Source organism: Clostridium sp. D53t1_180928_C8, assembly GCF_015667795.1.
In the GTDB taxonomy this organism is placed as follows: Bacteria; Bacillota; Clostridia; order Clostridiales; family Clostridiaceae; genus Clostridium.
In genome coordinates, this window is sequence record NZ_JADPEL010000013.1 from 21,454 (window position 1) to 44,869 (window position 23,416).

General features: G+C 27.9%; 22 protein-coding genes and 1 riboswitch. Of the genes, 6 read left to right on the top strand and 16 right to left on the bottom strand.

What is annotated here, in order from left to right; genetic code table 11:
• The first annotated feature begins 107 nt into the window (after positions 1–107).
• Positions 108–635, top strand: a complete 528-nt coding sequence (locus I4V51_RS10345; protein WP_207745942.1) for a DUF4825 domain-containing protein — start codon at positions 108–110, stop codon at positions 633–635.
• An 81-nt stretch (positions 636–716) separates the two neighbouring features.
• Here the strand turns inward: I4V51_RS10345 and mgrA are convergent, their stop codons facing one another.
• The 3 genes from mgrA to I4V51_RS10360 form a co-directional block, all read right to left on the bottom strand.
• Positions 717–1,715 carry an L-glyceraldehyde 3-phosphate reductase gene (gene mgrA, locus I4V51_RS10350; RefSeq protein WP_195988362.1) on the bottom strand — a complete coding sequence of 333 codons (999 nt, stop codon included), beginning with the start codon at positions 1,713–1,715 and terminating at the stop codon, positions 717–719.
• Positions 1,716–1,861: 146 nt separating this feature from the next.
• Positions 1,862–2,647, bottom strand: coding sequence for an HD domain-containing protein (locus I4V51_RS10355; protein ID WP_195988363.1), 786 nt, complete (start codon positions 2,645–2,647; stop codon positions 1,862–1,864).
• Positions 2,648–2,669: 22 nt separating this feature from the next.
• Positions 2,670–3,062, bottom strand: a complete 393-nt coding sequence (locus I4V51_RS10360; RefSeq protein ID WP_195988364.1) for a hypothetical protein — start codon at positions 3,060–3,062, stop codon at positions 2,670–2,672.
• A gap of 247 nt (positions 3,063–3,309) precedes the next feature.
• On the opposite strand from I4V51_RS10360, the gene I4V51_RS10365 reads away from it, so the two are divergent.
• Complete coding sequence (locus tag I4V51_RS10365) at positions 3,310–3,681, top strand: hypothetical protein (RefSeq protein WP_195988365.1); 372 nt, start codon at positions 3,310–3,312, stop codon at positions 3,679–3,681.
• A gap of 65 nt (positions 3,682–3,746) precedes the next feature.
• Here I4V51_RS10365 and I4V51_RS10370 read toward each other — a convergent pair whose 3' ends face one another.
• Together I4V51_RS10370 and I4V51_RS10375 are read right to left on the bottom strand one after the other, a co-directional pair.
• A complete protein-coding gene (locus I4V51_RS10370) occupies positions 3,747–4,814 on the bottom strand; it encodes a nucleotidyltransferase domain-containing protein (protein WP_195988366.1) in 1,068 nt (355 codons plus the stop codon).
• Positions 4,815–4,849: 35 nt separating this feature from the next.
• Positions 4,850–5,488: a nitroreductase family protein gene (locus I4V51_RS10375; protein ID WP_195988367.1), complete on the bottom strand. Its 639-nt coding sequence runs from the start codon at positions 5,486–5,488 to the stop codon at positions 4,850–4,852.
• A 150-nt stretch (positions 5,489–5,638) separates the two neighbouring features.
• On the opposite strand from I4V51_RS10375, the gene I4V51_RS10380 reads away from it, so the two are divergent.
• Entirely contained in the window at positions 5,639–6,787 is a 1,149-nt protein-coding gene (locus I4V51_RS10380) for a DUF2974 domain-containing protein (RefSeq protein ID WP_195988368.1), read from the top strand.
• Positions 6,788–6,825: 38 nt separating this feature from the next.
• On the opposite strand, the gene cooS is transcribed toward I4V51_RS10380, so the two are convergent.
• From cooS to I4V51_RS10400, 4 genes are all read right to left on the bottom strand, one after another.
• On the bottom strand, positions 6,826–8,859 hold the full coding sequence (gene cooS / locus I4V51_RS10385) for an anaerobic carbon-monoxide dehydrogenase catalytic subunit (protein ID WP_195988369.1): 2,034 nt from the start codon (positions 8,857–8,859) through the stop codon (positions 6,826–6,828).
• Between the two features lie 205 nt (positions 8,860–9,064).
• Positions 9,065–9,263: riboswitch (SAM riboswitch) on the bottom strand.
• Between the two features lie 102 nt (positions 9,264–9,365).
• Positions 9,366–10,208, bottom strand: coding sequence for a D-amino acid aminotransferase (locus I4V51_RS10390; RefSeq protein ID WP_195988370.1), 843 nt, complete (start codon positions 10,206–10,208; stop codon positions 9,366–9,368).
• 24 nt (positions 10,209–10,232) lie between these two features.
• On the bottom strand, positions 10,233–11,264 hold the full coding sequence (locus I4V51_RS10395) for a P1 family peptidase (RefSeq protein ID WP_195988371.1): 1,032 nt from the start codon (positions 11,262–11,264) through the stop codon (positions 10,233–10,235).
• Positions 11,265–11,439: 175 nt separating this feature from the next.
• A complete protein-coding gene (locus tag I4V51_RS10400; RefSeq protein ID WP_195988372.1) occupies positions 11,440–12,381 on the bottom strand; it encodes a hypothetical protein in 942 nt (313 codons plus the stop codon).
• 161 nt (positions 12,382–12,542) lie between these two features.
• Between I4V51_RS10400 and feoB the strand changes: the two genes are divergently transcribed.
• The gene (gene feoB / locus I4V51_RS10405) at positions 12,543–14,906 is read left to right on the top strand and encodes a ferrous iron transport protein B (protein WP_195988373.1); all 2,364 of its coding nucleotides are present in this window, start codon (positions 12,543–12,545) and stop codon (positions 14,904–14,906) included.
• A 67-nt stretch (positions 14,907–14,973) separates the two neighbouring features.
• Here feoB and I4V51_RS10410 read toward each other — a convergent pair whose 3' ends face one another.
• The gene (locus tag I4V51_RS10410) at positions 14,974–15,381 is read right to left on the bottom strand and encodes an arsenate reductase ArsC (protein ID WP_195988374.1); all 408 of its coding nucleotides are present in this window, start codon (positions 15,379–15,381) and stop codon (positions 14,974–14,976) included.
• Between the two features lie 116 nt (positions 15,382–15,497).
• Positions 15,498–16,382: a LysR family transcriptional regulator gene (locus I4V51_RS10415; RefSeq protein WP_195988375.1), complete on the bottom strand. Its 885-nt coding sequence runs from the start codon at positions 16,380–16,382 to the stop codon at positions 15,498–15,500.
• Between the two features lie 298 nt (positions 16,383–16,680).
• Here I4V51_RS10415 and I4V51_RS10420 point away from each other — a divergent pair, with 298 nt between their 5' ends.
• The gene (locus tag I4V51_RS10420) at positions 16,681–17,502 is read left to right on the top strand and encodes a nitroreductase family protein (protein ID WP_195988376.1); all 822 of its coding nucleotides are present in this window, start codon (positions 16,681–16,683) and stop codon (positions 17,500–17,502) included.
• Between the two features lie 49 nt (positions 17,503–17,551).
• On the opposite strand, the gene I4V51_RS10425 is transcribed toward I4V51_RS10420, so the two are convergent.
• The 4 genes from I4V51_RS10425 to I4V51_RS10440 all read right to left on the bottom strand — a co-directional run bounded on the left by I4V51_RS10425 (position 17,552) and on the right by I4V51_RS10440 (position 20,977).
• Positions 17,552–17,761: a hypothetical protein gene (locus tag I4V51_RS10425; protein ID WP_195988377.1), complete on the bottom strand. Its 210-nt coding sequence runs from the start codon at positions 17,759–17,761 to the stop codon at positions 17,552–17,554.
• A gap of 152 nt (positions 17,762–17,913) precedes the next feature.
• Positions 17,914–19,197 carry a dicarboxylate/amino acid:cation symporter gene (locus I4V51_RS10430; protein WP_195988378.1) on the bottom strand — a complete coding sequence of 428 codons (1,284 nt, stop codon included), beginning with the start codon at positions 19,195–19,197 and terminating at the stop codon, positions 17,914–17,916.
• A gap of 185 nt (positions 19,198–19,382) precedes the next feature.
• Positions 19,383–20,630, bottom strand: a complete 1,248-nt coding sequence (locus I4V51_RS10435; protein WP_195988379.1) for an HD domain-containing phosphohydrolase — start codon at positions 20,628–20,630, stop codon at positions 19,383–19,385.
• Positions 20,631–20,794: 164 nt separating this feature from the next.
• Positions 20,795–20,977, bottom strand: coding sequence for a hypothetical protein (locus tag I4V51_RS10440; protein ID WP_195988380.1), 183 nt, complete (start codon positions 20,975–20,977; stop codon positions 20,795–20,797).
• 171 nt (positions 20,978–21,148) lie between these two features.
• Here I4V51_RS10440 and I4V51_RS10445 point away from each other — a divergent pair, with 171 nt between their 5' ends.
• On the top strand, positions 21,149–21,661 hold the full coding sequence (locus I4V51_RS10445; protein WP_195988381.1) for an ECF transporter S component: 513 nt from the start codon (positions 21,149–21,151) through the stop codon (positions 21,659–21,661).
• Positions 21,662–21,802: 141 nt separating this feature from the next.
• On the opposite strand, the gene I4V51_RS10450 is transcribed toward I4V51_RS10445, so the two are convergent.
• Complete coding sequence (locus tag I4V51_RS10450; protein WP_195988382.1) at positions 21,803–23,371, bottom strand: AbgT family transporter; 1,569 nt, start codon at positions 23,369–23,371, stop codon at positions 21,803–21,805.
• Between the last annotated feature and the right edge of the window lie 45 nt (positions 23,372–23,416).

The window sequence follows — 23,416 nt, forward strand, 5'->3', positions numbered from 1 at the left end:
CTTGATGGTATAATTGTATTTTTTAAATCCTAATATTTTTATTTTAATTTAGTACATAATAATATTAAATTACTTTTTAATTTAATATATAGAAAGGAATAAAAATCATGAAAATAAAGAAACTAATCATAGTATTGCTCTTGTTATTATTATCAATAATAGCTGGATGCTCTCAATCTCCCCCTTCAAATGACTCATCTAATGAATCAAATGTAAATTTAAATAAATTATTAGAATATAAAGGGTCTAAAGCTGGTGATAATTCTGCACTAGGAAATATTATCTCAAACTTACCTGGTAATACATATAATAAAGGGTTTGAATTACAAACAAAATCTGAACCACATGAAATCACTATAAATTATAATCAGTTTGAAGATATATCTATAAAATTTGAAGATGGTTCTGTAACATCATGTTCTTTGCCTTTTGTAATGAAAGCTAATGCTGCTATTATACTAGCTTTAGTAGATAATCTTGATAAAGTAAATTTCTATATAAAAAGCCCTAATATAGAGGGTGGAACAGTTACTACATTTACAAGAGAAAATTTAGAAAACAGTTTAGGAATAAGTCTAAGTGAAGTAGTCGAGGATAGATCTTCATTAGAAAGATTTATTATAACTACTTATTAATTCAGTATATTTTTATATTAAATAAATTAAAATAGCAGTTGTAAGATTACCTTACAACTGCTATTTTTTTAATTATATAATTTATATACCTAATGATATTTCATCTATTTTTCTTAATTCTTCTTCAGTAAAACCAGTGCTATTAATAACCTTTATATTATCTAAAATTTGCTCTACTTTAGACGCTCCAATTAATACACTTGTTACTACATTATCTTTTAACACCCATTTTAATGCCATTTGTGCAAGACTTTCACCCCTCATTTTAGCAAGTTCATTTAATTCATAAATACGTTTTACACTATTTTCATTAACATTTTCCTTATTTAAGAATCTTCCATCTGTAACAATTCTACTATCTGCTGGAATTCCATTTAAATATCTGTTTGTTAATATTCCTTGTGCGAGAGGGCTAAATGATATAATTCCTTTTCCTTCTTCTTCCGCCATTTTCTTTAGTCCATTATTTTCTATATTTCTATTAAAAATATTATAAGAATTTTGATTTATTATAAATGGACACCTTAAGTCTGCTAAAATTCTGCATGCCTTTTGCATTGTTTCCCCATCATAATTAGAAAGACCTACATATAAAGCTTTTCCACTTTTTACTGCTTGATCAAGTGCACCCATTGTTTCTTCTAAGGGTGTTTCTGGATCCATACGATGATGATAAAAAATATCAACATACTCAAGTCCCATACGTTTTAAACTTTGATCTAAACTTGCAAGTAAATATTTTCTGCTTCCCCAATCGCCATAAGGACCTTCCCACATATCATAACCTGCTTTAGTACTTATTATAATTTCGTCCCTATATGCACCTAAATCCTCTTTTAGAATTTTCCCAAAATTCTTTTCTGCACTTCCTGGAGCAGGTCCATAATTATTTGCTAAATCAAAATGAGTAATTCCATTATCAAATGCCGTAAAGCATAATTGTCTCATATTTTCATAAACTGCTGTATCTCCAAAATTGTGCCATAATCCTAATGATACTTCTGGAAGCTTCAATCCACTTTTGCCACATCTGTTATACTTCATGTCTTCATATCTTTTACTACTTGCTACATATCCCATTTTCCCTCTCCTCTTTTCGTTAAACATCTTTGTATATACAATTCATTAATACTTAATACACTATCTAAGTTCTTTTTTACTTCTTATATAAATAATATATCTTTCATTCCTTGTATTTCCACTATTTTTAATATTTATGTGAATTTTTACAAGGTCATATTACAAACTCTTTCATCCATATACCTATTAGTAATTTCTCTAATTTCCTCAAACTGCTCGTTAGTATACTCATTTTTAGATTTAAACTCTAAAATTTGTTTTAAATATTGTTGTTCTTTTACTATTTTTATACTTTCATCATAAACAAGTCCAAATAATAGAGATATATGCCCTACTATATTATCTACAGCCGTCCTTTTTAAAGTTCTTAAAATTGTATCTTTTCTTTTAAAGTTTTCTAATACTTCCTTTGTAACTTCTGAATTATATATCTCATCTGTTGTTACATTATAAATTTCTTCTAATGGAACAATAGTATTTACTTTAAGAATATCTATTTTATCTGCATCTCTTAATATATTACAAAAAGTTTTACTTTCTTCCGAAATATCTTCTGCTATCTTATATGCATTATGATTTTCAATTACATTTTTAATTAAATCGTATTTACTTAAATCATCAATAAATTCTCTTATCTTCCCATCTTTAAATAATATTTCTACACCTAACTTAGCATGGTCAACTGATTTAAAATCATTAAAAGTTTCGTATCTTTTCACTTGCTCAAATCTACCTACATCATGAAGCATTCCTATAATCCAAGCAATCTCAATATCTTCATTACTCATATTTATACTTTTAGCTATTCTTTCACACAACTCACTTACACGATATGTATGCTCTATCTTTAACTTTATTTTTTCATCACTGCTATCATAATTTTCTACATAATTATCAAATGCTTCTTTGACCTCAATTCTATTAATTTTCATTATTTCTTTCACCCTTTATTAATTATTTTCTAATATCCATACCAACTACATTAAGATTATCCTTATCAATATAAATTGCTATTGGTCCTAATATCTCATCACATACCGTATTGAAAGTTACTTTATAAACTATTTTACCTTTAAAATCTATCTCTTCTTCATTTACTTCAGCAAAATATTGTTCTTCACGTATTACTTCTTCTACTTTTGCCTCTTCTATATTAATTATTGATTCTTTATTAGTTTCATCTAACCAATTATATGCTATCATTTTAATATTATCATTTGACACTTCTACTATGCTAGTACACTTTCTTATTGTTACATCCTCTTTTGATGATTTCATATTAATACATCCCGTTAAATTAAATATAAGTATTATTGAAAAGATACCATAAGTAATAAGTCTTTTCATAAAATAATCTCAACTCCTTTTACATTATCATACAAATTAGACTATTTATACAATAATAAAGTTCCTTAAAAGTAATATATTTGTATAGGAGTCTACTAATATATTACTATAAATGAATTAGAATCCCTACTCTCCACTTTACAGGAAAATATTTTATAATTTAGAAATTTATTCTTTATATGTAGTATTTAATAGTATATAATAAGTATATAAAAACTTTATTTCCATATAAAAAGGGGAAAAAGCTATGGATAAAAGTATATTAAAACCTATTTGGAAATGTGCTATTTTCGGAATAGTTTGGGCTATATTATTATTTGGAGTTGCACTTATAATTACAAATTTCAAAGATTACACATTAAAAGATGTGCTTTTCATTGAAGGTATAGTCTTGATTATGGTGGGAGTTCTTTCATCTCTTGGTGGAAATCCAATGGGATTATCTATGCAAGGCTTTGGTCAAAATAATGCTCAATATATTGCTAATGCAAATCTTGAAGTAACTAAACTAGAAAAAGATAAAACTAGTAATATAAAAACTACTGTAAGCATAGGATTAAGCACGGTTTCATTAGTTATCGGTGGCGTCTTAGCCATAATTTTAAATTTCATAATTTAATATATATATATATAGGACACGCTAATTGTGTCCTTTTACTTTAATAAACTGCATCTACTAACTTACTAATAATTTTCTTCAAACTCATCTAAATCTTTATACTTATTAACTGTAAGTCCTACTTTATCATAATTCCTTTTATATTTTTCCATAGCCTTATCAAAAACTACTGCTGCTTCTTTTAAATTAGTATCTAAACTTTTCATAATATCAACTTTTTCAATATTATACTCACTATACATATCATCATAAAATGACTGACAGCTTGAAGCAGTCATTAAAGATAAATAAGTATCATTATTTTCTGCAGCATAATACATCTTATTTTTCCAGTTAGAATAGATTTCTTCATAAGATCCCCTAATATTCTCTGCTTCAATTTCCTTCTTTTCTGTAATCTTTAATTTCATATCTTTTGAAAATTCTTTAACTGACTTCATTAACTTTGTTGCTATATTTTTAATTTCTTCACAGCTCTCAACTTTAACTGATTTATTATAGAGTGTATTAAATTCTATAGGTAACTTGTCCATCATAGCAAGCTCTTCTGGAATTCTCTTTACACCTCTTAATATATATTTTTTGTTATACATATAAATAGCTTGTTCAATATAATAAAGCATTTCTGCAACCTTATGCCTACACTCACTATACTCGCTACTTATCATAACATTTGCATATTCCTTAAGAGCGTCATTTACAAAACCTTCTGCCTTTTCATTATCTTCACTAGAAAATTCACTATTTAATTTATCTAAAGCTTTTTCTCTTAATTTTTTATATCTATCTAAATATTTTTCATCATTAACATATACAATATTTAAATCTAAAAGCTTTGCAATATAAGGATCTTTATACTCTGCCATATATTCAAGTAAACTCCAAGGTGTACAATAAATATCAAATGCAACATCCTCTAAGATAAAACATTTTGAAATCTTCCATCCATCATCATCATTTATAACAATACATAAATCTAAATCTGATTTTTCATGTATATCCCCACTATAAAAGGAGCCATATATTCCTATGAATGCAATAGATTTCGGACAAATAGTATTAGCTTTTTTTATTATGGCATTAATTATTCTCTCATTTCTTTCTTCTAACTTCTCTTTAATATAATCTCTCATAAATTCTCAAGCCCCTTTATTTAAGTTTTATAAAACTAATCTATAAAAGTAACAACTTCTTCAAGTGTTTTACGTGGTGGTGAATTTGGAGTATCTTCTTCCGCAACACCTAGTGCTATCATTGACATTAACTTATATCCTTCTTTTTCAAAATTAATAAGCTCTTCAATTTCTACTTTAGAATGAGTAGGTCCTGTCATATAGCATGTACCGTACCCTAACTCTGTAGCTGCTAATAAGAAATTCTCTACAGCTGCCCCTATACCTTGAGCTGCTGAATTTGGGAATCTTAATTCACTTAACACTTCTTCACTTGCATTATTATCCTTAAGAATAGTTTCCTCCACCATATAATACTCTTTTGAGTATACAACTACTAATACTGGCGCATTTTTAAAGCAAGTATAATAAGATAGTAAATTCATCATTAACTTTCTTTGCTTTTCTTCTTTAGCCATTTCTGCTAAATTAATATGATTTTTCTCTACTATATCACTTATTTTACTAATTAATTCATTATTTTGAATTACAACAAAATGCCATGTTTGCTGATTCTTTGGTGATGGTGCATGTATTGCAGCATCTAACATTTTAATAATATCTTCTCTTGATACTTCTTCACTCTTAAATTTTCTAATACTTTTTCTGTTATAAATAAAATCTAAACTTTTCATATGTTTACCATCCTTTCTTTCTCATTTTTTATTATATACTAATTTAAAATAACTCTAAACAAAATCATTGGAAATAAATTTAATGTATCATTCTCATTATTTATGTTAAAACAATAATTAATAGAAAATTTTTTATTATGGGAGTTTAATATGGAAAATATAATTAATTATGCTGAAAATGAACTTAATTCTATGAATGAAAAAGAATTTAATGTTGTAGATTCATTAATTCTTTCTCAAATAAGCTATATAATACTTGATAATTTGGTAGGATGTATAAACTCAAATAGAGCTCCTGCAAGTTTTAAGGATTTATTAAAAGCAGAGTTTTTTCATAAAATGTTTGATACAATTCCTTATGGAAATCTTACTAAAGAACTACTTTTTTATGTATCTTCTAATCCTAGATTTAGAGATATAAGAATTAATTATCATCTTTCAAAAATTGATCCTATTTCTGAAAAACAATTTTCTGCAACTACTTTTATATTAAATAATACTACTGCCTATATAGCATTTCGTGGTACAGATTATAGTATTGTAGGATGGAAAGAGGATTTTAATTTAGCTTTCACTACTCCTGTTCCTTCTCACAATGAAGGAGCTGAATATGTAAATACTATTGCAAACCTAATTCCTCATGACCTTTATATAGGCGGACATTCTAAAGGTGGAAATATTGCCGTTTATGCTGCTATGAATTGTAATTATAGAATTAAACCTCGGATAAAAAAAATATTTAGTCACGATGGTCCTGGATTTAGAAAGGAAATAATAGAAAGTGATGCTTTTAATGAAATAAAAGATAAAATAAATAAAACTTTGCCTCAATCATCAATTATAGGCATGCTCCTTGAAAATCATGAAGATTATAATGTAATAAAAAGTAATAAATTTGGTGGTTTAAGACAACATGATCCTTTTTCCTGGGAAATAGTTAATTCTGATTTTAATTATTTAGAGAAAATTTCTTATGGATCTAAATATACTAGTGATACTTTACATGACTGGTTAAGTAATATTTGTGATGAAAAACGAAGATTATTTATAGATAACTTATTTGATATTTTTACTTGTACTAAATCTCAAAGCTTTATTGAAATATCTCAAAATTGGAAAAATAATATTCCTATCATTTTTAATGCATTAAAAACTATGGATGATGAAGTTAAATCTATGATTATTGAACTACTTAAAGAACTTTCTACATTTTACATTAAAAGTTTAACTCATCATGATAAAGAAAATATGACCTCATTTAAAGATAATCTTATATCACACTTAACTAATAATAGTTAAGAGGATGTACAATACACCCTCCTAACTATTTAACTTCCCTACTTACAACTCCATCCTAATTTTTCTCGTTTTTCTTTTAAATCCTCTACTATTTTATTTGCTAAGCTTATTGGATTAATATCCACTGTCATAGTTGATCCTAATATGTCTTTAGTTCCTGTTTTCATAAAGTTTAATACATTAGTTGATCCTTGTATTGGAGCTTCAACACAATGATATGAATTTATTCCAAACAATCTAAATCCTAATGCTGCACCTATTCCCTTTTCGTTAGACCACTCTGGACTTGCTAATGCATATGGCATATCCTTTATTTTTTCATTAGCTGTATTTGCTATTCCTGCAAATAATCCAGATGCCCTAGCATTATCTATACATTCCCCCATATGCCATACTGGTGGTAAATCTGGCTTCAAGAATGATCTTAATTCTTCTCCTGTTTTATCTAATGCATCTATATTACATAATCCAAGCTTTAATAAAGGAAATGAAGCACACCCATTAGTAAGTACTAAAATATTATTCTTAATTAATGTTTCTGCTACATCTAGAATTGCTCTTTCATATATAACTCTTGGATTATTACATCCTACTAAATTAACTATGCCTAATATTTGACCACTTTTTAACGCTTCTACTATAGGCCTTAACCCTCCAAATCTCTTATTTACATATTCAACTGAAAAGCCTACTTCTGCAGTTGTTTCATACTTAGGTATAGATACATGAATGTCTTTCCTTTCTACAAAACTTTCTATTGCTCTCATTACAATTTTTCTTGCTAAACTTTCTGTTTCATTAAAGTTTGAATGTTCATGATTATATCCATAGTGTTCTGCTCCTGGAAGTCTTGCACTATCTGATGTTGTTATTACAGTTGTTTTAAAACATTTAGCAACGTCCATAATTGATGGAAATACATCTTGTACATCAGCAACCCATAAATCTAAGGCTCCTGTTCCAAGTACCAATTCTGCTCCAATAGCATTAGAAAGTGGTATTACATCATTATATCTATACATTGCTGAAAGTCCAGAACAGCATATTCCATAAAATTGTATTCCCTTTGCTCCACTCTTTTTAGCTAGTCCAATAAATTCTTCACTTCTTCCTACTCTTACTATTTCACTGACAAGTGTAGGCAAGTGTCCATGAACTGCAATATTAACATATCCCTCTTTTAATGCTCCTACATTAACTTTACATGTTGCTCTATCTCCAATTCCAAATAAAGAATCTGTTACTATTGATGAAGCTACTACTCCAGTAAATACAAACACTAATCCACATCTTAAAAATTGCTGCATTATGCTTTTATAATCACCGTCAACAGCTGCCCCACTTTTATGATAAGATTCAAAAACTTCATGATAAGCACTTATAGGAAGTATATCTAACTCCTTCCAAACTTTTTGTCTTTCCGGTGGTGCACATGCTTTTATTGTCTTATATTCATCATGAACTGCCCTAGATAAATCTTCTAACAATACATTTGAAAGTTCTAATGCTATTTCATTTATTTCTCTACCTTTTATTTCTATTCCAAATTGAGTTGCTGTAGCTTTTAACTTATCAACTCCTAAAATAGGTATATTTAAGTTTCCCTCTGCAACAGCTTTTAATGATAACATAAGTTCTCTTGCATGAGCTCCATGTTGTGCTACTCCTGCAGCAAGACTTCTTAATATATTCCTTGATACTATTAAATCTGCATCTGCCCCACAAACCCCTCTTGTTGCTTTAGTAGTTATTTTACAAGGCCCCATATTACATATCTTGCAACACACTCCAGCTAGCCCAAAAGTACATTGTGGCTTCTGTTTATCAAACCTATCAAAGGCTGTATCACACCCTAATTTATCTAAATGCAATACCATCTCTTTAACCGCTGGATCTGGAGTTTTTTCTATTACATCCTGCTTAGATGCAAATGTCTTTCTATATTCAGCTACTGCTGTAATATAATCATTAACTTCATTTGCTTTATTATGATGATGAACATTTCCAGTATCATCAACTAATTTATGATGATATTTTACTTTTCCAATAGTTTTTTCTACTTCTTTATACATTTTATCATCTCCCCAATATTATTTGTTTTTAATGCTTATTGCTGATATTTACGTAAATGATTTCCTAAATTAAAATTTGGAAATTACTTCAATTTAAAATGTTCTGTAGTTTTGCCTCCTTTTATTATTTTTAAATAAATAAAAAACACTTCTTAAAAATAAGAAGTGTTAATTTCAAAATAATTTTCAATTAAACAAACATACTATCTTATTTCTCAGGAAATCCTGCTGGAATTAGCACCACGTTAATATAGTTATTAGTTTAAAGTTTCTAGTTAATAATTATGGATTAAACTCTACAGAATTTCTTTCACTCTAATTACTCACTACTAACTTCTAATTAGTAACTTTTAACAGGTTGCTGGGTTTCATCGGGCCAGTCCCTTCACCACTCTTAATAAGCTATTACATATTTTGGAATAATTATAGCAATATATTTATATTCTTGTCAAGGCTTTAAATTTATAAATAAAAATTTTATTACTATAAACTTACTAAATTATATTTCATTTTGTTTCTAAATCAACTTTTTTAAAGTATTCCTCTTGAAGAAGCCTTACTATATCTGTAGCTTTTCCTCCTACTGATACTCCATCAATCTCACAGGCTGGTACTATTAATTTACTTGAACTAGTTACAATAACTTCATCTGCCTCCATCATTTCTTTTACTGTAAATGGGGTTTCATCAACCTTTATATTATTTTCTCTACAAATATCAATTATATGCTTTCTTGATATCCCTGGTAATATTAGGTTATCTGTTGGATGAGTTTTAAAAACACCATTTTTTATAATATGAACATTACTATGAGATGCTTCTGTAACTATATCACCTCTATGGAAAATTGCCTCATCACAGCCAGCCTCTTCTGCTTTTTGTGATGCCATAATATTCGGAACTAAATTTAATGTTTTTATATTGCAGTGTAAAAACCTAGTATCTTCTACTGTTATAAGCTTAAGTTTTTTATCTGCTACTCTAACATCACTAAATGGAGTTATTGTTATATAAAGATTTCCCTTTATTTCCTTAGGATATATATGCTTACGAGGTGCTGTTCCTCTTGTTATTTGCCAATATATAAACTTTACTTTTGAATCAACTTTACTTGTTAATTCTTCTAGCAAATCACTTATTTCTTTTCTAGTATTAGGTATATTAATATCTAATAATGCTGCACTGCTATATAATCTATCTAAATGGTCTTCTAATGCAAAAATTTTATTATTTATAGCGAATGTTGCTTCATAAACCCCATCTCCAAAATACATACCCCTATCTAACATTGGTATTTTTATTTCTTCAATTAATCCAACTTCACCATTATAATAACCTATATTCTTCATATACTATTCCCCCTATTTATGTAATTAAATAAATTCTTTTATACTATATTTAGTTTTATTATTAAATCCTGTTACAGTATTAGCATTAAACATGGAGTTTAATACTGCTTCTTCTGTGGCCTCTGCAACAGCTCTAAATGCTCTATCTATAATGGCTTCATTTAATATTTTTTGATTAACTATTTCTTCTTTATCTAAATAAGAAATTTTATTTGCTGTTGTAAATCCTATAAAAATTTCTCCACTCCCATGTCCAATAATAGACCCAGTTCTGGCAAGTCCAACACTAGCTCTCTTTATTATTCTTTTAAGTTGCCTATCTGATACTGGTAAATCTGTTGCAATAACTACAATGATAGACCCTCTATCTAATATAGCTCCTTCTATTTTTTCTTCAATTTCTCTACCAAAATTTTCTCCATTAATAATAAAATCTGAAGTTTTCCCATAATTAGATTGAACTAAAACACCTATGGTGTATTCTTTATTATTAACTTTTATAATTCTTGATGAAGATCCTATTCCACCCTTTAATCCAAAGCATATAGTGCCTTTACCTGCACCTACATCGCCTTCTTCAAAATCTTTTTTTGCATTTTTTATAGCCTCAAATACATGCTCTTTTTTAATAACCCTATTTTTAATATCATTAAGAGTGCTATCATTACACTCGCATACTATAGGATTTATAGATTTAACTTCTACATTTTCTTTATCACAAATGTTAAGCATATATTCTACTAATCCATCATGAACCAATCCAACATTTAATGTATTAGTTAATGCAATAGGTGTTTCTATATTCCCAAGTTCATCTACTTGTATAAGACCTTGACTTTTACCAAAACCATTTAAAACAAAAGTTGCTGCAACTAATTTATTAATAAAGATATTTTCTTCAGTAGGCAGTATAACAGTAACTCCAGTCTTATTTGATTCAGTATCTACAGTATAGTGACCAACTCTTACCCCTTTCACATCTGTTATTTTATTTAAAGTCCCACGAGGTAATTCACCAATTGTTTTTACATAGTATTTTTCAATATTATTTATCATTTTATTGCTCCAATTATGTTTTTTTCTATATTATACATTTACTGTATTTCCTTGTCCACTTATTGCCAATATTACTCTATATAAGTATCTAGGATATATTAATTAATAAGAGCATTTCTGATTAATATTAAAACAAAAGAGAGCCCTTAGAAAATCCTTCCTTAGGCTCTCTTTTTTAATCTTCTTTAAACATAGAAACTTTACTTTCATCTATAACTTTCTCTGTGTTAGTTTCTATCATTACAAAAGTTCCTTCAAAATTAATTAACTGTTGTATATCATTTTTAAATATCATCTTATCATAAACTCTACTTCTAGCAGATATACTACATCTAAATGTTGGCTCTGTTACATTTCCATCTACAGATATATCCTTACCTTCAACTAGAACTTCTTTATCTGATTTATTTTCAATACATAAGTTTAAATTTATCTCATCTTCCTCATTACGGCTCATTCTAATAAAATAAACTTTCATTTTATCTGTATTAATTATTAAGTCTCCATCTACATCACTATTACAGTCATCTTCAATTATTATAGACTTTTCTTCATTATCATTTTCTTCTGATGTTTTATCTTCTTTTCTAGTTACTTCAGCTTCTTCTATAATTTCCTCTACTTCCTCTACTTCCTCTACAACTGGCATAACTCCAGTAAAATCTTGAATAGCCTTATCATCACTTAAGATTTCTTTAATATTATTTAATTCAGTAGTACATTCCTTATAACAAGAATTTAGATTATCCCTTACCTCTTCATTTTCTGAATATAAATCAAGAGAATTATTGAAAAGCGCTACAAATGCATCTAAAGAATATGAAAATTTATTATTTTCTTTTGTTGAGTTTTTCACAGTATTATATTCATTATTATAATACTCATCTAATGACTTTCCTACATTAACTAATACATCTTCTAGGCTTTCTCTTGCTTTATTAATAAGAATTATCTCTAATCCATCTTTACTATATTTATCTAATAAATTATCATCAACAGTATATCTTGATGCTAAATCAATTATCTCACCTAATAAATCTCCTGTTTCGCTAAAGCACTCCTCTACCATTGGTGTCTTTTTATCCTTGCTCTTATTAAACATATTAAATAATCCCATCTTTATAGTACTCCTTTATCTTGTATGATTTCTAATTTATTATATCATACACTCATTAATAAAGGGAATTATTCCATTTACACCGGAATGTATATTATTCTAAATCAATATTTTTTGAATAAATATTGTAATAATGAAGCAATAAAGGCAGGTGGATTTAAATGACATTAGATGAATTAGAAGTAGGAAAAAGTGCAACAATTGTTAGTGTCGGTGGTGATGGTTCACTAAGGAATCATTTTCTTGATATGGGACTTACGCCTAATACTAAAGTGGCTCTTATAAAGGTTGCTCCCATGGGGGACCCCATTGAATTATGTGTACGTGGATATGAACTTACACTAAGACTTGCAGATGCTGCAAAAATAGAAATTAAAGATATTACTGATACAAAATGCATTAATAATTATAAAGAAAGAATTAACGATATCCCTCACCCTCAAGTAGGTGAAATGGGAATTTATCATGTTAATAAAAAAGGTGATGAATTATCTCCAGGAGCGCCTTTAACCTTTGGGTTAATTGGCAATCAAAATTGTGGCAAAACCACACTCTTTAATCAATTAACTGGTAGCAATCAGCATGTAGGAAACTTTCCTGGCGTTACAGTTGATAGAAAGGATGGTGTAATTAAAAATCACCCTGAAGCTACTGTTACAGATCTTCCTGGAATATATTCTCTTTCTCCTTATACAAATGAGGAAATTGTAACTAGAGATTTTATTATTAAAGATCATCCTAGAGGTATTATAAATATTGTTGATGCAACTAATATTGAACGTAATTTATATTTAACTATGCAATTAATAGAAATGGACCTTCCAATAGTTCTTGCACTTAATATGATGGATGAAGTTCAAGAAAATGGTGGAACCATTAAAGTTAACTTATTAGAACAAACTCTTGGTATTCCTGTTGTTCCAATATCAGCCTCTAAAAATATGGGAATTGATGAATTAATTGAACATGCTATTCACGTTGCTAGGTTTGATGAATGTCCCGGAAGATTAGACTTTTGTGATGAGAAAGCCTCTTATGAACAAGCTGCAATTCATAGATGTATACATGCAATACTTCACTTAATTGATGACCATGCCAATAATGTAAAAATCCCTGCTAGATTTGCCGCTACAAAACTTGTTGAGGGTGATTCGCTTATTTTAGAAGCACTTAAATTAGATGATAATGAAAAGCAATTGCTGGAACATATTATAATAGAAATGGAAAAAGAAACTGGTAAGGATAGACAGGCTTCTCTTGCTGATATGAGGTTTACTTTCATTAGTAATGTCTGTAATAATACTGTTATAAAGCCCCTTGAAAGTAAATCTCATGTACGTAGTGTAAAAATTGATAATATACTAACAGGAAAATATACTGCTATACCTGCTTTTATTGCTATTATGGCTTTAGTTTTCTGGCTAACTTTTAATGTTATTGGTGCTACCTTATCTGATTGGTTATCAATGGTAATATCATGGTTTACACAGGTTTGTGATAATGGATTAACTGCTTATGAACTTAACCCTATAGTAAAATCTCTTTTAATTGATGGTATTTTTGGTGGAGTTGGAAGTGTTCTTAGCTTTTTACCAATTATAGTAGTTCTATTTTTCTTTTTATCTGTGTTAGAAGATAGTGGATATATGGCTAGAATTGCTTTTGTTATGGATAAGCTTCTTAGAAAAATTGGGCTTTCCGGTAGAAGTTTTGTTCCTCTTTTAATTGGTTTTGGTTGTTCTGTACCTGCAATTATGTCTACTAGAACACTATCATCAGAAAGAGATCGTAAAATGACAATGTTATTAATTCCATTTATGAGTTGCTCTGCTAAGCTTCCTATTTACGCATTATTTACTTATGCATTTTTTCCAAAATATCGTACATTAGTTATGGTTATTTTATATTTTTCTGGAATTATTGTCGGAGTCTTATTTTCTTTTTTACTTAAAAATAGTGCTTTTAAAGGACAACCTATTCCTTTCGTAATGGAATTACCTAACTATAGATTTCCTAGCCCTAAAAGTGTTTGGCAATTAATATGGAGTAAAGCTAAGGATTTTATAACAAAAGCATTTACCATTATATTTGTAGCAACTATTATTATTTGGTTTTTACAAACCTTTGATGCAAAACTTAATGTTGTAAGTGATTCTAAATTTAGTTTACTTGCTTTAATAGGTGGCCTTATTTCTCCTTTATTTTCTCCACTTGGCTTTGGTGATTGGAGAATATCAACTGCTTTAATTACAGGGTTTTCAGCTAAGGAAAATGTAGTAAGTACTTTAACTGTATTATTAGGTGGAAATACTTCGTCATTATCAACTTTATTCACACCTTTTACTGCATTTGTATTTTTAATATTTACATTATTATATACTCCTTGCGTTGCTGCAATAGCTTGTATAAAGCGAGAGCTTGGCTCAAAAAAGGTCGCCATTGCTATGGCTTTAATGCAATGTGGTATAGCATGGATTGCTGCTTTTGCAATTCATTTTATAGGGTCTTTATTAGGATTTGATTAAAATATAAATATGACTAACTGAAAATTTAAATATCTATACTTTCAGTTAGTCATATAATTTATATACATTATAACTTATTATTTTTAATTCTTTCTGCTAAGTCCTTAACTTTTAACTCTATACTTGTTGCTATTTTAATAAATTCTTCATCTTCTTTTCCAGTTGGATCTTCTAATCCCCAATCTTCTACATGATTTCCAGGTAAATAAGGACATATAACATTACATCCCATTTTTATAACTATATCAACATTTGGAATATCACCCAACAACTTTGATCTTTGAGTTTCATTCATATCTATGTCATATAACTTTTTTATTATTCTTACTGCATCTTGATTTATTTGTGGTTTTATTTCTGTTCCTGCTGAGTAACTTTCAAAAACATCTATCCCATATTTTCTTCCTAATGCTTCTGCCATTTGTGATCTACAAGAATTATGTACACATATAAAAGCTACCTTTGGTTTATTCATATATTATCATCCCCTAATTACATAAGATGTATTTATTATATCATCTTATATATAGATATTCATCTATATATATGTATTTTTTTATAATTTCTTACTAGACTTTAATAAATTTAAACTTACCAGTGACTTATGTTTTCCAGTATATAGTCTTTAAACTCATCTGCAATTTTTGAAATATAAGCTTCCTTATTCCATGCCATATAAATATTCTTATATCCAATTTCATCCTTTATTTTAAGCTTAGAAATTTTATTGGTATTAATCATAGGTGTATTTATAACTATTGCAATACCAGCCCCTGCAGAAACCAATCCAGCTAGCATACTCGCTTCAGTGGGCTCTACTGATATCTTAGGATTATATCCTATAATCTCAGCATATGATATTTTCTTTTCATTATCTTTACTATTATAAACAATAAAATTCTCTTCTTTTAACTCTTTTAAATAAACATCTTCCTTATTAGCTAAAGAATGATTTTTAGGTACTATTAATACATACTCTTCTTTCTTTACCAAAGCTACTTCTATTTCCGGATAATTACTAATGCTGTCTATATTATCAAAAAATCCAAAATCTATTTTTCCATATTTTAAGTCTTTTAATATTTCTACCGTTGTTTGATTATTAAAATTAAACTTTGTCTGCATGTTATTATTTAAAAAATTACTTATTAAAAATGGCATAAAAGTTGCCCCTATACAATATGTAGATGATACTGAAATAACCCTATCATTATTCTTCTTCATATCTTGTATTTTTTCTATTCCTCTTTCAATATCATTAAGAGCAGATTCTGCATACTTTAAAAATACCTCTCCAAATTTAGTTATTTTTATATTACGCCCTTCTCTTTCAAATAACGGAACATTTAACTCCTCTTCTAGCTTTGAAATAGCTTTACTTAATGCCGGCTGAGTCACTAATAAAATATTAGATGCTGTAGTAAAGTTTTTTGTCTCTGCTATAATCTTAAAATATTCTAATTGCTGTAAATTCATATTAATTTCTCCTACTAACCTTAATTTTTATAATATCTAACTGCTTTAAGAATCATATTTTTAACACAAACTAATAAGTTGGTTTTTTCTATAACTTTTAGTTATATATTTATGAATATTATCAATTGGACTTACAGTTCTAACCAATGATATAATCACATTATTCATTAATAAGTGTTCTTTTATTAATATACAAATTATAAATTTTATTAATATAAAAGTCAAAAACAATATTTATAATTAATATTAATATAAAGTGCAAAATAATATTATATTAAAATTAAGGAGTGTTTTTAAAATGTTTAAAGTAGATAGAGAAAAATGTATAGCATGTACACAATGTATTCAAGATTGTCCTACTCGTGTTATTTCATTAAAAGATGGAAAAGCAGAAATCAATAATGATGGGTGTATTAAATGTTCTCATTGCGTTGCAGTCTGTCCTGTAGAAGCAGTTTCAACAGATGATTATAATATGGATGATGTAAAACCTTATAACAAAGATACTTTTACAGTAGAAGCAGAAAATCTTTTAAACTTTATTAAGTTTAGAAGAAGTGTTAGACGTTTTAAAAATAAGCCTGTAGAAAGGGAAAAACTTGAACAAATTATTGAAGCTGGAAGATTTACTCAAACTTCAACTAATAGCCAAGATGTTTCCTATACAGTTGTTACAGATAAATTAGATAAATTAAAAGAATTAGCTTATTCTAGCTTAAAGAAAAAAGGAGAGTATATATTAGCTAACTTATCTCCTGAAACAGAACACTTAAAAAGATATGCTAATATGTGGCTACATAGTTACTCTCAATTTAAAGATGATCCTATAAAAAATGATAGATTATTCTTTAATGCTCCATCAGTAATTTTTGTTACTTCACCTTCGCCAATTAATGGTGGATTGGTTTCTTCAAATATGGAGCTTATGACTGATGCATTAGGTCTTGGTACTTTCTTTAGCGGATTCTTGTTAGTGGCTTCTCAAGATAATAAGGAAATTTTAGATTTACTTAATATAAAAGATGGTAAGCAAATAATTTCTTGCTTAGTCATTGGATATCCTAATGTTAAATATCAAAGAACTGTACCTAGAAAAGAAGCTAACGTAAACTGGATTTAAAAAAAGTACCCCTGGGTGCCTCACAGGCGCCCTAGTGGCACTTTTTTGTTTATCCTTCAAGTACAGTGTGTTTTTTCTCTTCATTTACTAACTCTTGAAACTCTATATCATATAATTTATCTTTTAATTCCCTTATCTTATTATCTAACTCTTTAATTTTTTCCTTAGCATTATACATTTTAACATTAACTGCCCAATCATTTCTTTCTCTTTCGTAGTACTTAATTTCATCTCTTATTTTTTGACTTTCAGATAACATAAAAACACTTCCTTAATTTACGATGTATTAACCATCTTAATATAAGATATGCTTAATATTATCTTTTTTATACTGAAAATAAATTGTAAAAAAATTAATATCACTTATTATTATCCTCTTTTGAATATAATTAAACTATATAATAATCCTCTTTATGCTGATAATATTTCATTTTTCTCATTGTCTTCTTCACAATAATACTTATCTTTATCAAAATCACCTTCACTTTTAGCTACGATTAAAGTACAAACATTATCCCCCATAACATTTACAGTAGTTCTAAACATATCTATTATTCTTTCAACTCCCATTATTAATCCAATTCCCTCTAATGGAAGATTTACAGAAGTTAAAACCATAGACAACATTATCATACCTACACCTGGGACCCCTGCTGTTCCTATAGATGCTAAAGTAGCTGTTAAAACTATTGTTATCATTTGATTTATTCCTAAGTGAATACCATACATTTGAGCTATAAATAAAGCTGCAACACCTTGCATAATAGCTGTTCCATCCATATTTATAGTAGCACCCATTGGTATTGTAAATGATCTTGTTGTTTTACCAACACCTAGCTCTTCTAATATTTCCATACTTGCCGGAACTGAAGCATTACTTGATGATGTAGAGAAGGTTATAGCTGCAACAGATGTAAACTTTTTTAAGAATGGCTTTATTTTTTCTCTAGTAAATAACTTAAATAAGCCACCATATACTACAACAACATGTATTGCTAACCCTAATAACACTACAAGTAAATATTTTACTAATACTAATATAGCTTCTTTTCCAACTGTAGAAAAAGTCTCAGCAACTAATGCAAATACTCCAAAAGGTGCTGCAAGCATTATTATGCCTACCATTTTCATACATATATCATTAGCACTTTCAAATACCTTTCTTACTGGTTCTGCTTTTTCACCAATCATACTCATTGCAACTCCTGTAATCAATGCAAAGAATATTATTTGTAACATCTCACCATTTGCAAAAGCTGCTATTGGATTTGAAGGTATTATTCCAAGTAATATTTCAGCTATTGATTTTGACTCTCCTATTGCAACTTCACTAGTTACTACTGAACTCATATCTAATCCAACACCTGGCTTTAATACACTACCTAAAAACAATGCTGCTATTATAGCTATAGCTGTTGTAGATAGATAAAATACCATTGTTTTCGAACCTATTCTACCTAATTTTTTAACATCTCCCATAGATGATGTTCCACATACTAACGATACAAAAACTAGTGGTACAACCATCATTTTAATAGCTGTAGTAAATCCACTTCCTAAAACCTTAAATACTCCTCCAATAATTACTGTATTCTTTATGTAACTGTCAGGAACTTGTTTTAATACTAGTCCAACTATAAAACCTAAAAATAATCCTAATAATATTTTCGTTGTTAACGACATTTTCTTTTTCATTTTGTCTACCTCATTCGTTATATTACATACTTTACCCACTAATTATACAATATTTTTCGTGACCTTGCCTTATTTTTTAAATTTTTTATTAATTTTTTTAAATAAATCTATATAATGATAAAAGCAGTTACAAGATCATTATTGCAACTGCTAACTTATACTCTAAAAAGTAACTAAAACTATTATTAATTTTTATAAATAAACTTATTATAATTATTATATAATAAAATTATTTTTTCCCTATATTTATTATATAACATACTATTCATAGCTTCTAAATAATCATAGTTTTCTATAACCTTTTTCACAACATTATTATCTATTTCCCCAAGCTTTACCGATCTATTTAATATTTCTATTACCTTTTCTTTTTTAAATCTTTCTTTATAGGGTCTTTTTTGAATTAAAGCTATGAATATATCAGCTACAGAAACAATTCTTTCACTTAAAGATAAATTAGATATTCCTCTGGGATAACCTTTACCATTTAATTTCTCATGATGATTAGCAGCTATATTTAAAATACTATCATTTTTTAAATTAGATAAAATTTCATATGTATATATAACATGCTTCTTCATAACTTCAAATTCTTCATTTGTTAAAGAAGATTCTTTTTTTAATATTGCATCTGGTATTGCTATTTTGCCAATATCATGTAATAAGCTTCCTACCATTACATTATAAGATTCTGTTTTATTTAAATTAAAATATTTGCACATTATACAACTAGTATTAGATACAGATAAGGAATGAAAATCTTCAATATCACATTTACAATCAATTATAAAAGCTAAACATTCAATAATTTTTTCTATACTTACTATTCCTGAATCTAGCAAATTAAATTCTTCCCAAAATTTACACTTATAACTTCCATCTAACAAATTATTTAATATTTCTGTTGCATTGCTATTTAAAAACTTACTTAAATATTCAGGGTTATAAAAAAAAGATCTTTTGCCTAATATATCTATTATATCATTTATTGAAACTTCCTTATTAATAATTTTAAATATTGATATATCATCTGCTAATTTAATAATATTACATTCTAATGGCTTTTCAATATTATTAATTGTATTATTAGAATTATAGCTATTATGATGATATAAAACAAACTTACATATATTGGTATCAGGCAATAAAAAATCAAACAGTACATACCCCAGTATACAATGTTCTTGTATAACATTTTCACTTTCATAATCATCTAATGAATCTACTATATTTGTTCTTACTGCTGAAAAATCATGAAAATATGCTGCTATAACTAATGAATGCTTAGTATTTTCATCTATATTTAAAATTTTACATATTTCTAATGTTAAATATGCAACTTCTAAACTGTGAGAACTTACAGCTTTATCAAGTTTTTCATATGCACTATTAACTGTTTTTAATACATCTGTTATATCTAAGCACCCATTCATATTCCCACCCTTTCTTATATAAAAACATATATTTTATTATACACCATTTTTTTCCATATTTCATCTTATTAAAAATTATTATTATTATTATTATTATTCACCACAAAAAAAAGACATTAGCAATAAAGCAAATGTCTTTTAATTCTATCCGATTATTTTTTGTATTACTTCCTATTATTACTTATTTCATACTCTTTATAAAAACTAGTTAATATATCATATTCTTCTTGCGATAAAAATTTACTATTATATTTTTCATCTAATTCTTTTTGTGTAAATCCTATGTATCTTATTTTATTTTTATAGAGCTCAATAAGCCCTAATCTTAAGTTATTATTTTCACTCATCTTTTTATCTCCTTTATCTTTTAGTTTAATTTTCTATATTATACACCACTTTTTATTATGATGTTAATACTTTTTATTATTAATTAATATTTTTTATTGTATCCATACATTGGTTCTTTCTATTTAATTAGTGTATTTTATTAATATGGAATTTTATCGGAGGTCATTATAATGAAAAAAAACATTACTACTAAAGACATAACTAAAATTGCAATTATGGCTGCTTTAGTTTTTGTTACAACTTATTTAATTAAAGTCCCTTCTTTAAACGGATATACTCATATAGGTGACTCTATGATTATTTTATCTGCTTTAATATTAGGAAAGAAAAAAGGAGCTTTAGCTGCTGGACTAGGCGCAGCCTTATGTGATTTATTAAGCGGATATATGCAATATATTATCCCTACATTTTTAATTAAAGCTATTATGATATTAATTATTGCTACCATTGCAGAAACATTAATTGATAAAACTAAATTTGCTTGGATTATTGCTGCTATTATAGGATGTGCTTTTCAAGTCTTTGGATACGGCTTAGTAGAAACTATAATGTATGGATTTGCAGCTGCTCTTGCTTCTGTTCCTGCAAATATTATTCAATCTGTAGTTGGTATTGTTATTGCTATAGTTTTAGTAACAGTTCTTGAAAAGTCAAATGTATTAAAAAAATTAAGAAATGCTTAGTTTTTATATACATCCCAAGCCTATAGAAGTTTTAGTAAATCTATAGTTTTCTAGACCTTCATATGTCTCGGAGGTGTTCTATTACTTAATAAAAAAACTCTCTTAAAAGCATAACTTTTAAGAGAGTTTTTTATTTGAATATTAGAATCCAAATGGTATTCCGAATGCGAAGAATCCTAATAAAAGAATTGTCCAACCAATTAAGAAACTTATTGAATAAGGCATCATTAACCTAATCATATCACCAATTGTATACTCTGGTTTGTACTTTCTCATGAATACTAAGATAATACCTGCATAAGACATTAATGGAGTTATTATGTTAGTTGATGAGTCAGCAACTCTATAAGCTGCAGCAACAACTTCTGGTGTCATATTTGAATTTACTTGGTATAACATTGGTAAAAATATTGGTCCAAGTAACATCCACTTTGAAGTTAATCCACCAACAAATAAGTTTATTACAGCTGTTATTAATATAAATCCTATTATTAAAAGTATTGGGAATTCTGATAAATTCATAGCTTTTAATAAGTTACCACCTAAGTAAGTAATATAAGTTCCAAGTCCACTCTTAGATAATAATGCTAAGAAGTTATATGAGAAGAATGTTAAAACAAGTACTGATCCCATTGATCCCATTTGTTTAGACATACCTTTAACTACATCATTAGCATTCTTAAACTTTCCAACTATTACACCGTAAAATACACCTGGCATAAAGAATAAGAACGTTATTATTAATATAATGTTATCCATAAATGGAGTTACTTTTGCACCTGTTTCTGGATTTATAAATGTCTTTAATGGTCCAAAATATAAACCTACTACACATAAAGTTGCAATTAAGAATCCTAAACCTGCAAATTTAAGTGCTTTATTTTCAACTGGCTTAACTGTGAAATCATCTAAATTCATATCTTCTGGAATTATGTAGCTTTCTTTTTCAAGTCTAGGCTTGATTATCTTAATTGTTACGAAAGCACCAATTACAGCTAACATGAAAGTAGAAGCAACTACGAAGTAATAATGCATTGTAGCTGGATTTAAAGCTTGTCCTGCTGCATTAACAAAAGGAATACCTTGTCCTTCTGCAAATATCTTTGCATTGTTACCAATTATTATATCGATTGGTGTAGCTGGTATTAAGTTTGCACTAAATCCTGCTGAAACCCCTGCAAAAGCAGCAGCCATACCAATAAGTGGGTTTTTCTTTAACCCTGCATATAAAAGACCTGCTAAAGGTATTAAAATTACATAACCTGCATCAGTAGCAATACTACTCATGATTCCTAAAAATACTAATACTATTGGAAGCATTTTATCTGAAACTTTTAATCCAACCTTTTTAATTAAAGTAGATAAAAGACCTGATTCTTCAGCTAATCCAACTCCTAGCATAACAACAAGAATTGTACCTAGTACTCCTCCACCATATGCTAACCAGTTGTTAAGTAATGCATTTGAAAATATCCATTGAATATTCTCTGCATCAAACATATTTAAAATAGTATGAGTTGTATAAGTCCCATCACCATTCATAACATCAAAGGATTTTCCCCCTAAGAATAAAGTTGCAGCTAAAACAACAACATAAAATATTGCAAATATTATAACTGGATCTGGTATTTTCTTTCCTATCTTTTCAATTAAAGATACTTTTTTCTTCTCTTGTACATCAATCACTTTTTCTTCTTTTCTCTGTTCCATTTTATCCCCCCACGTTTGATTAAACTATAAAATATAGCTAATTTA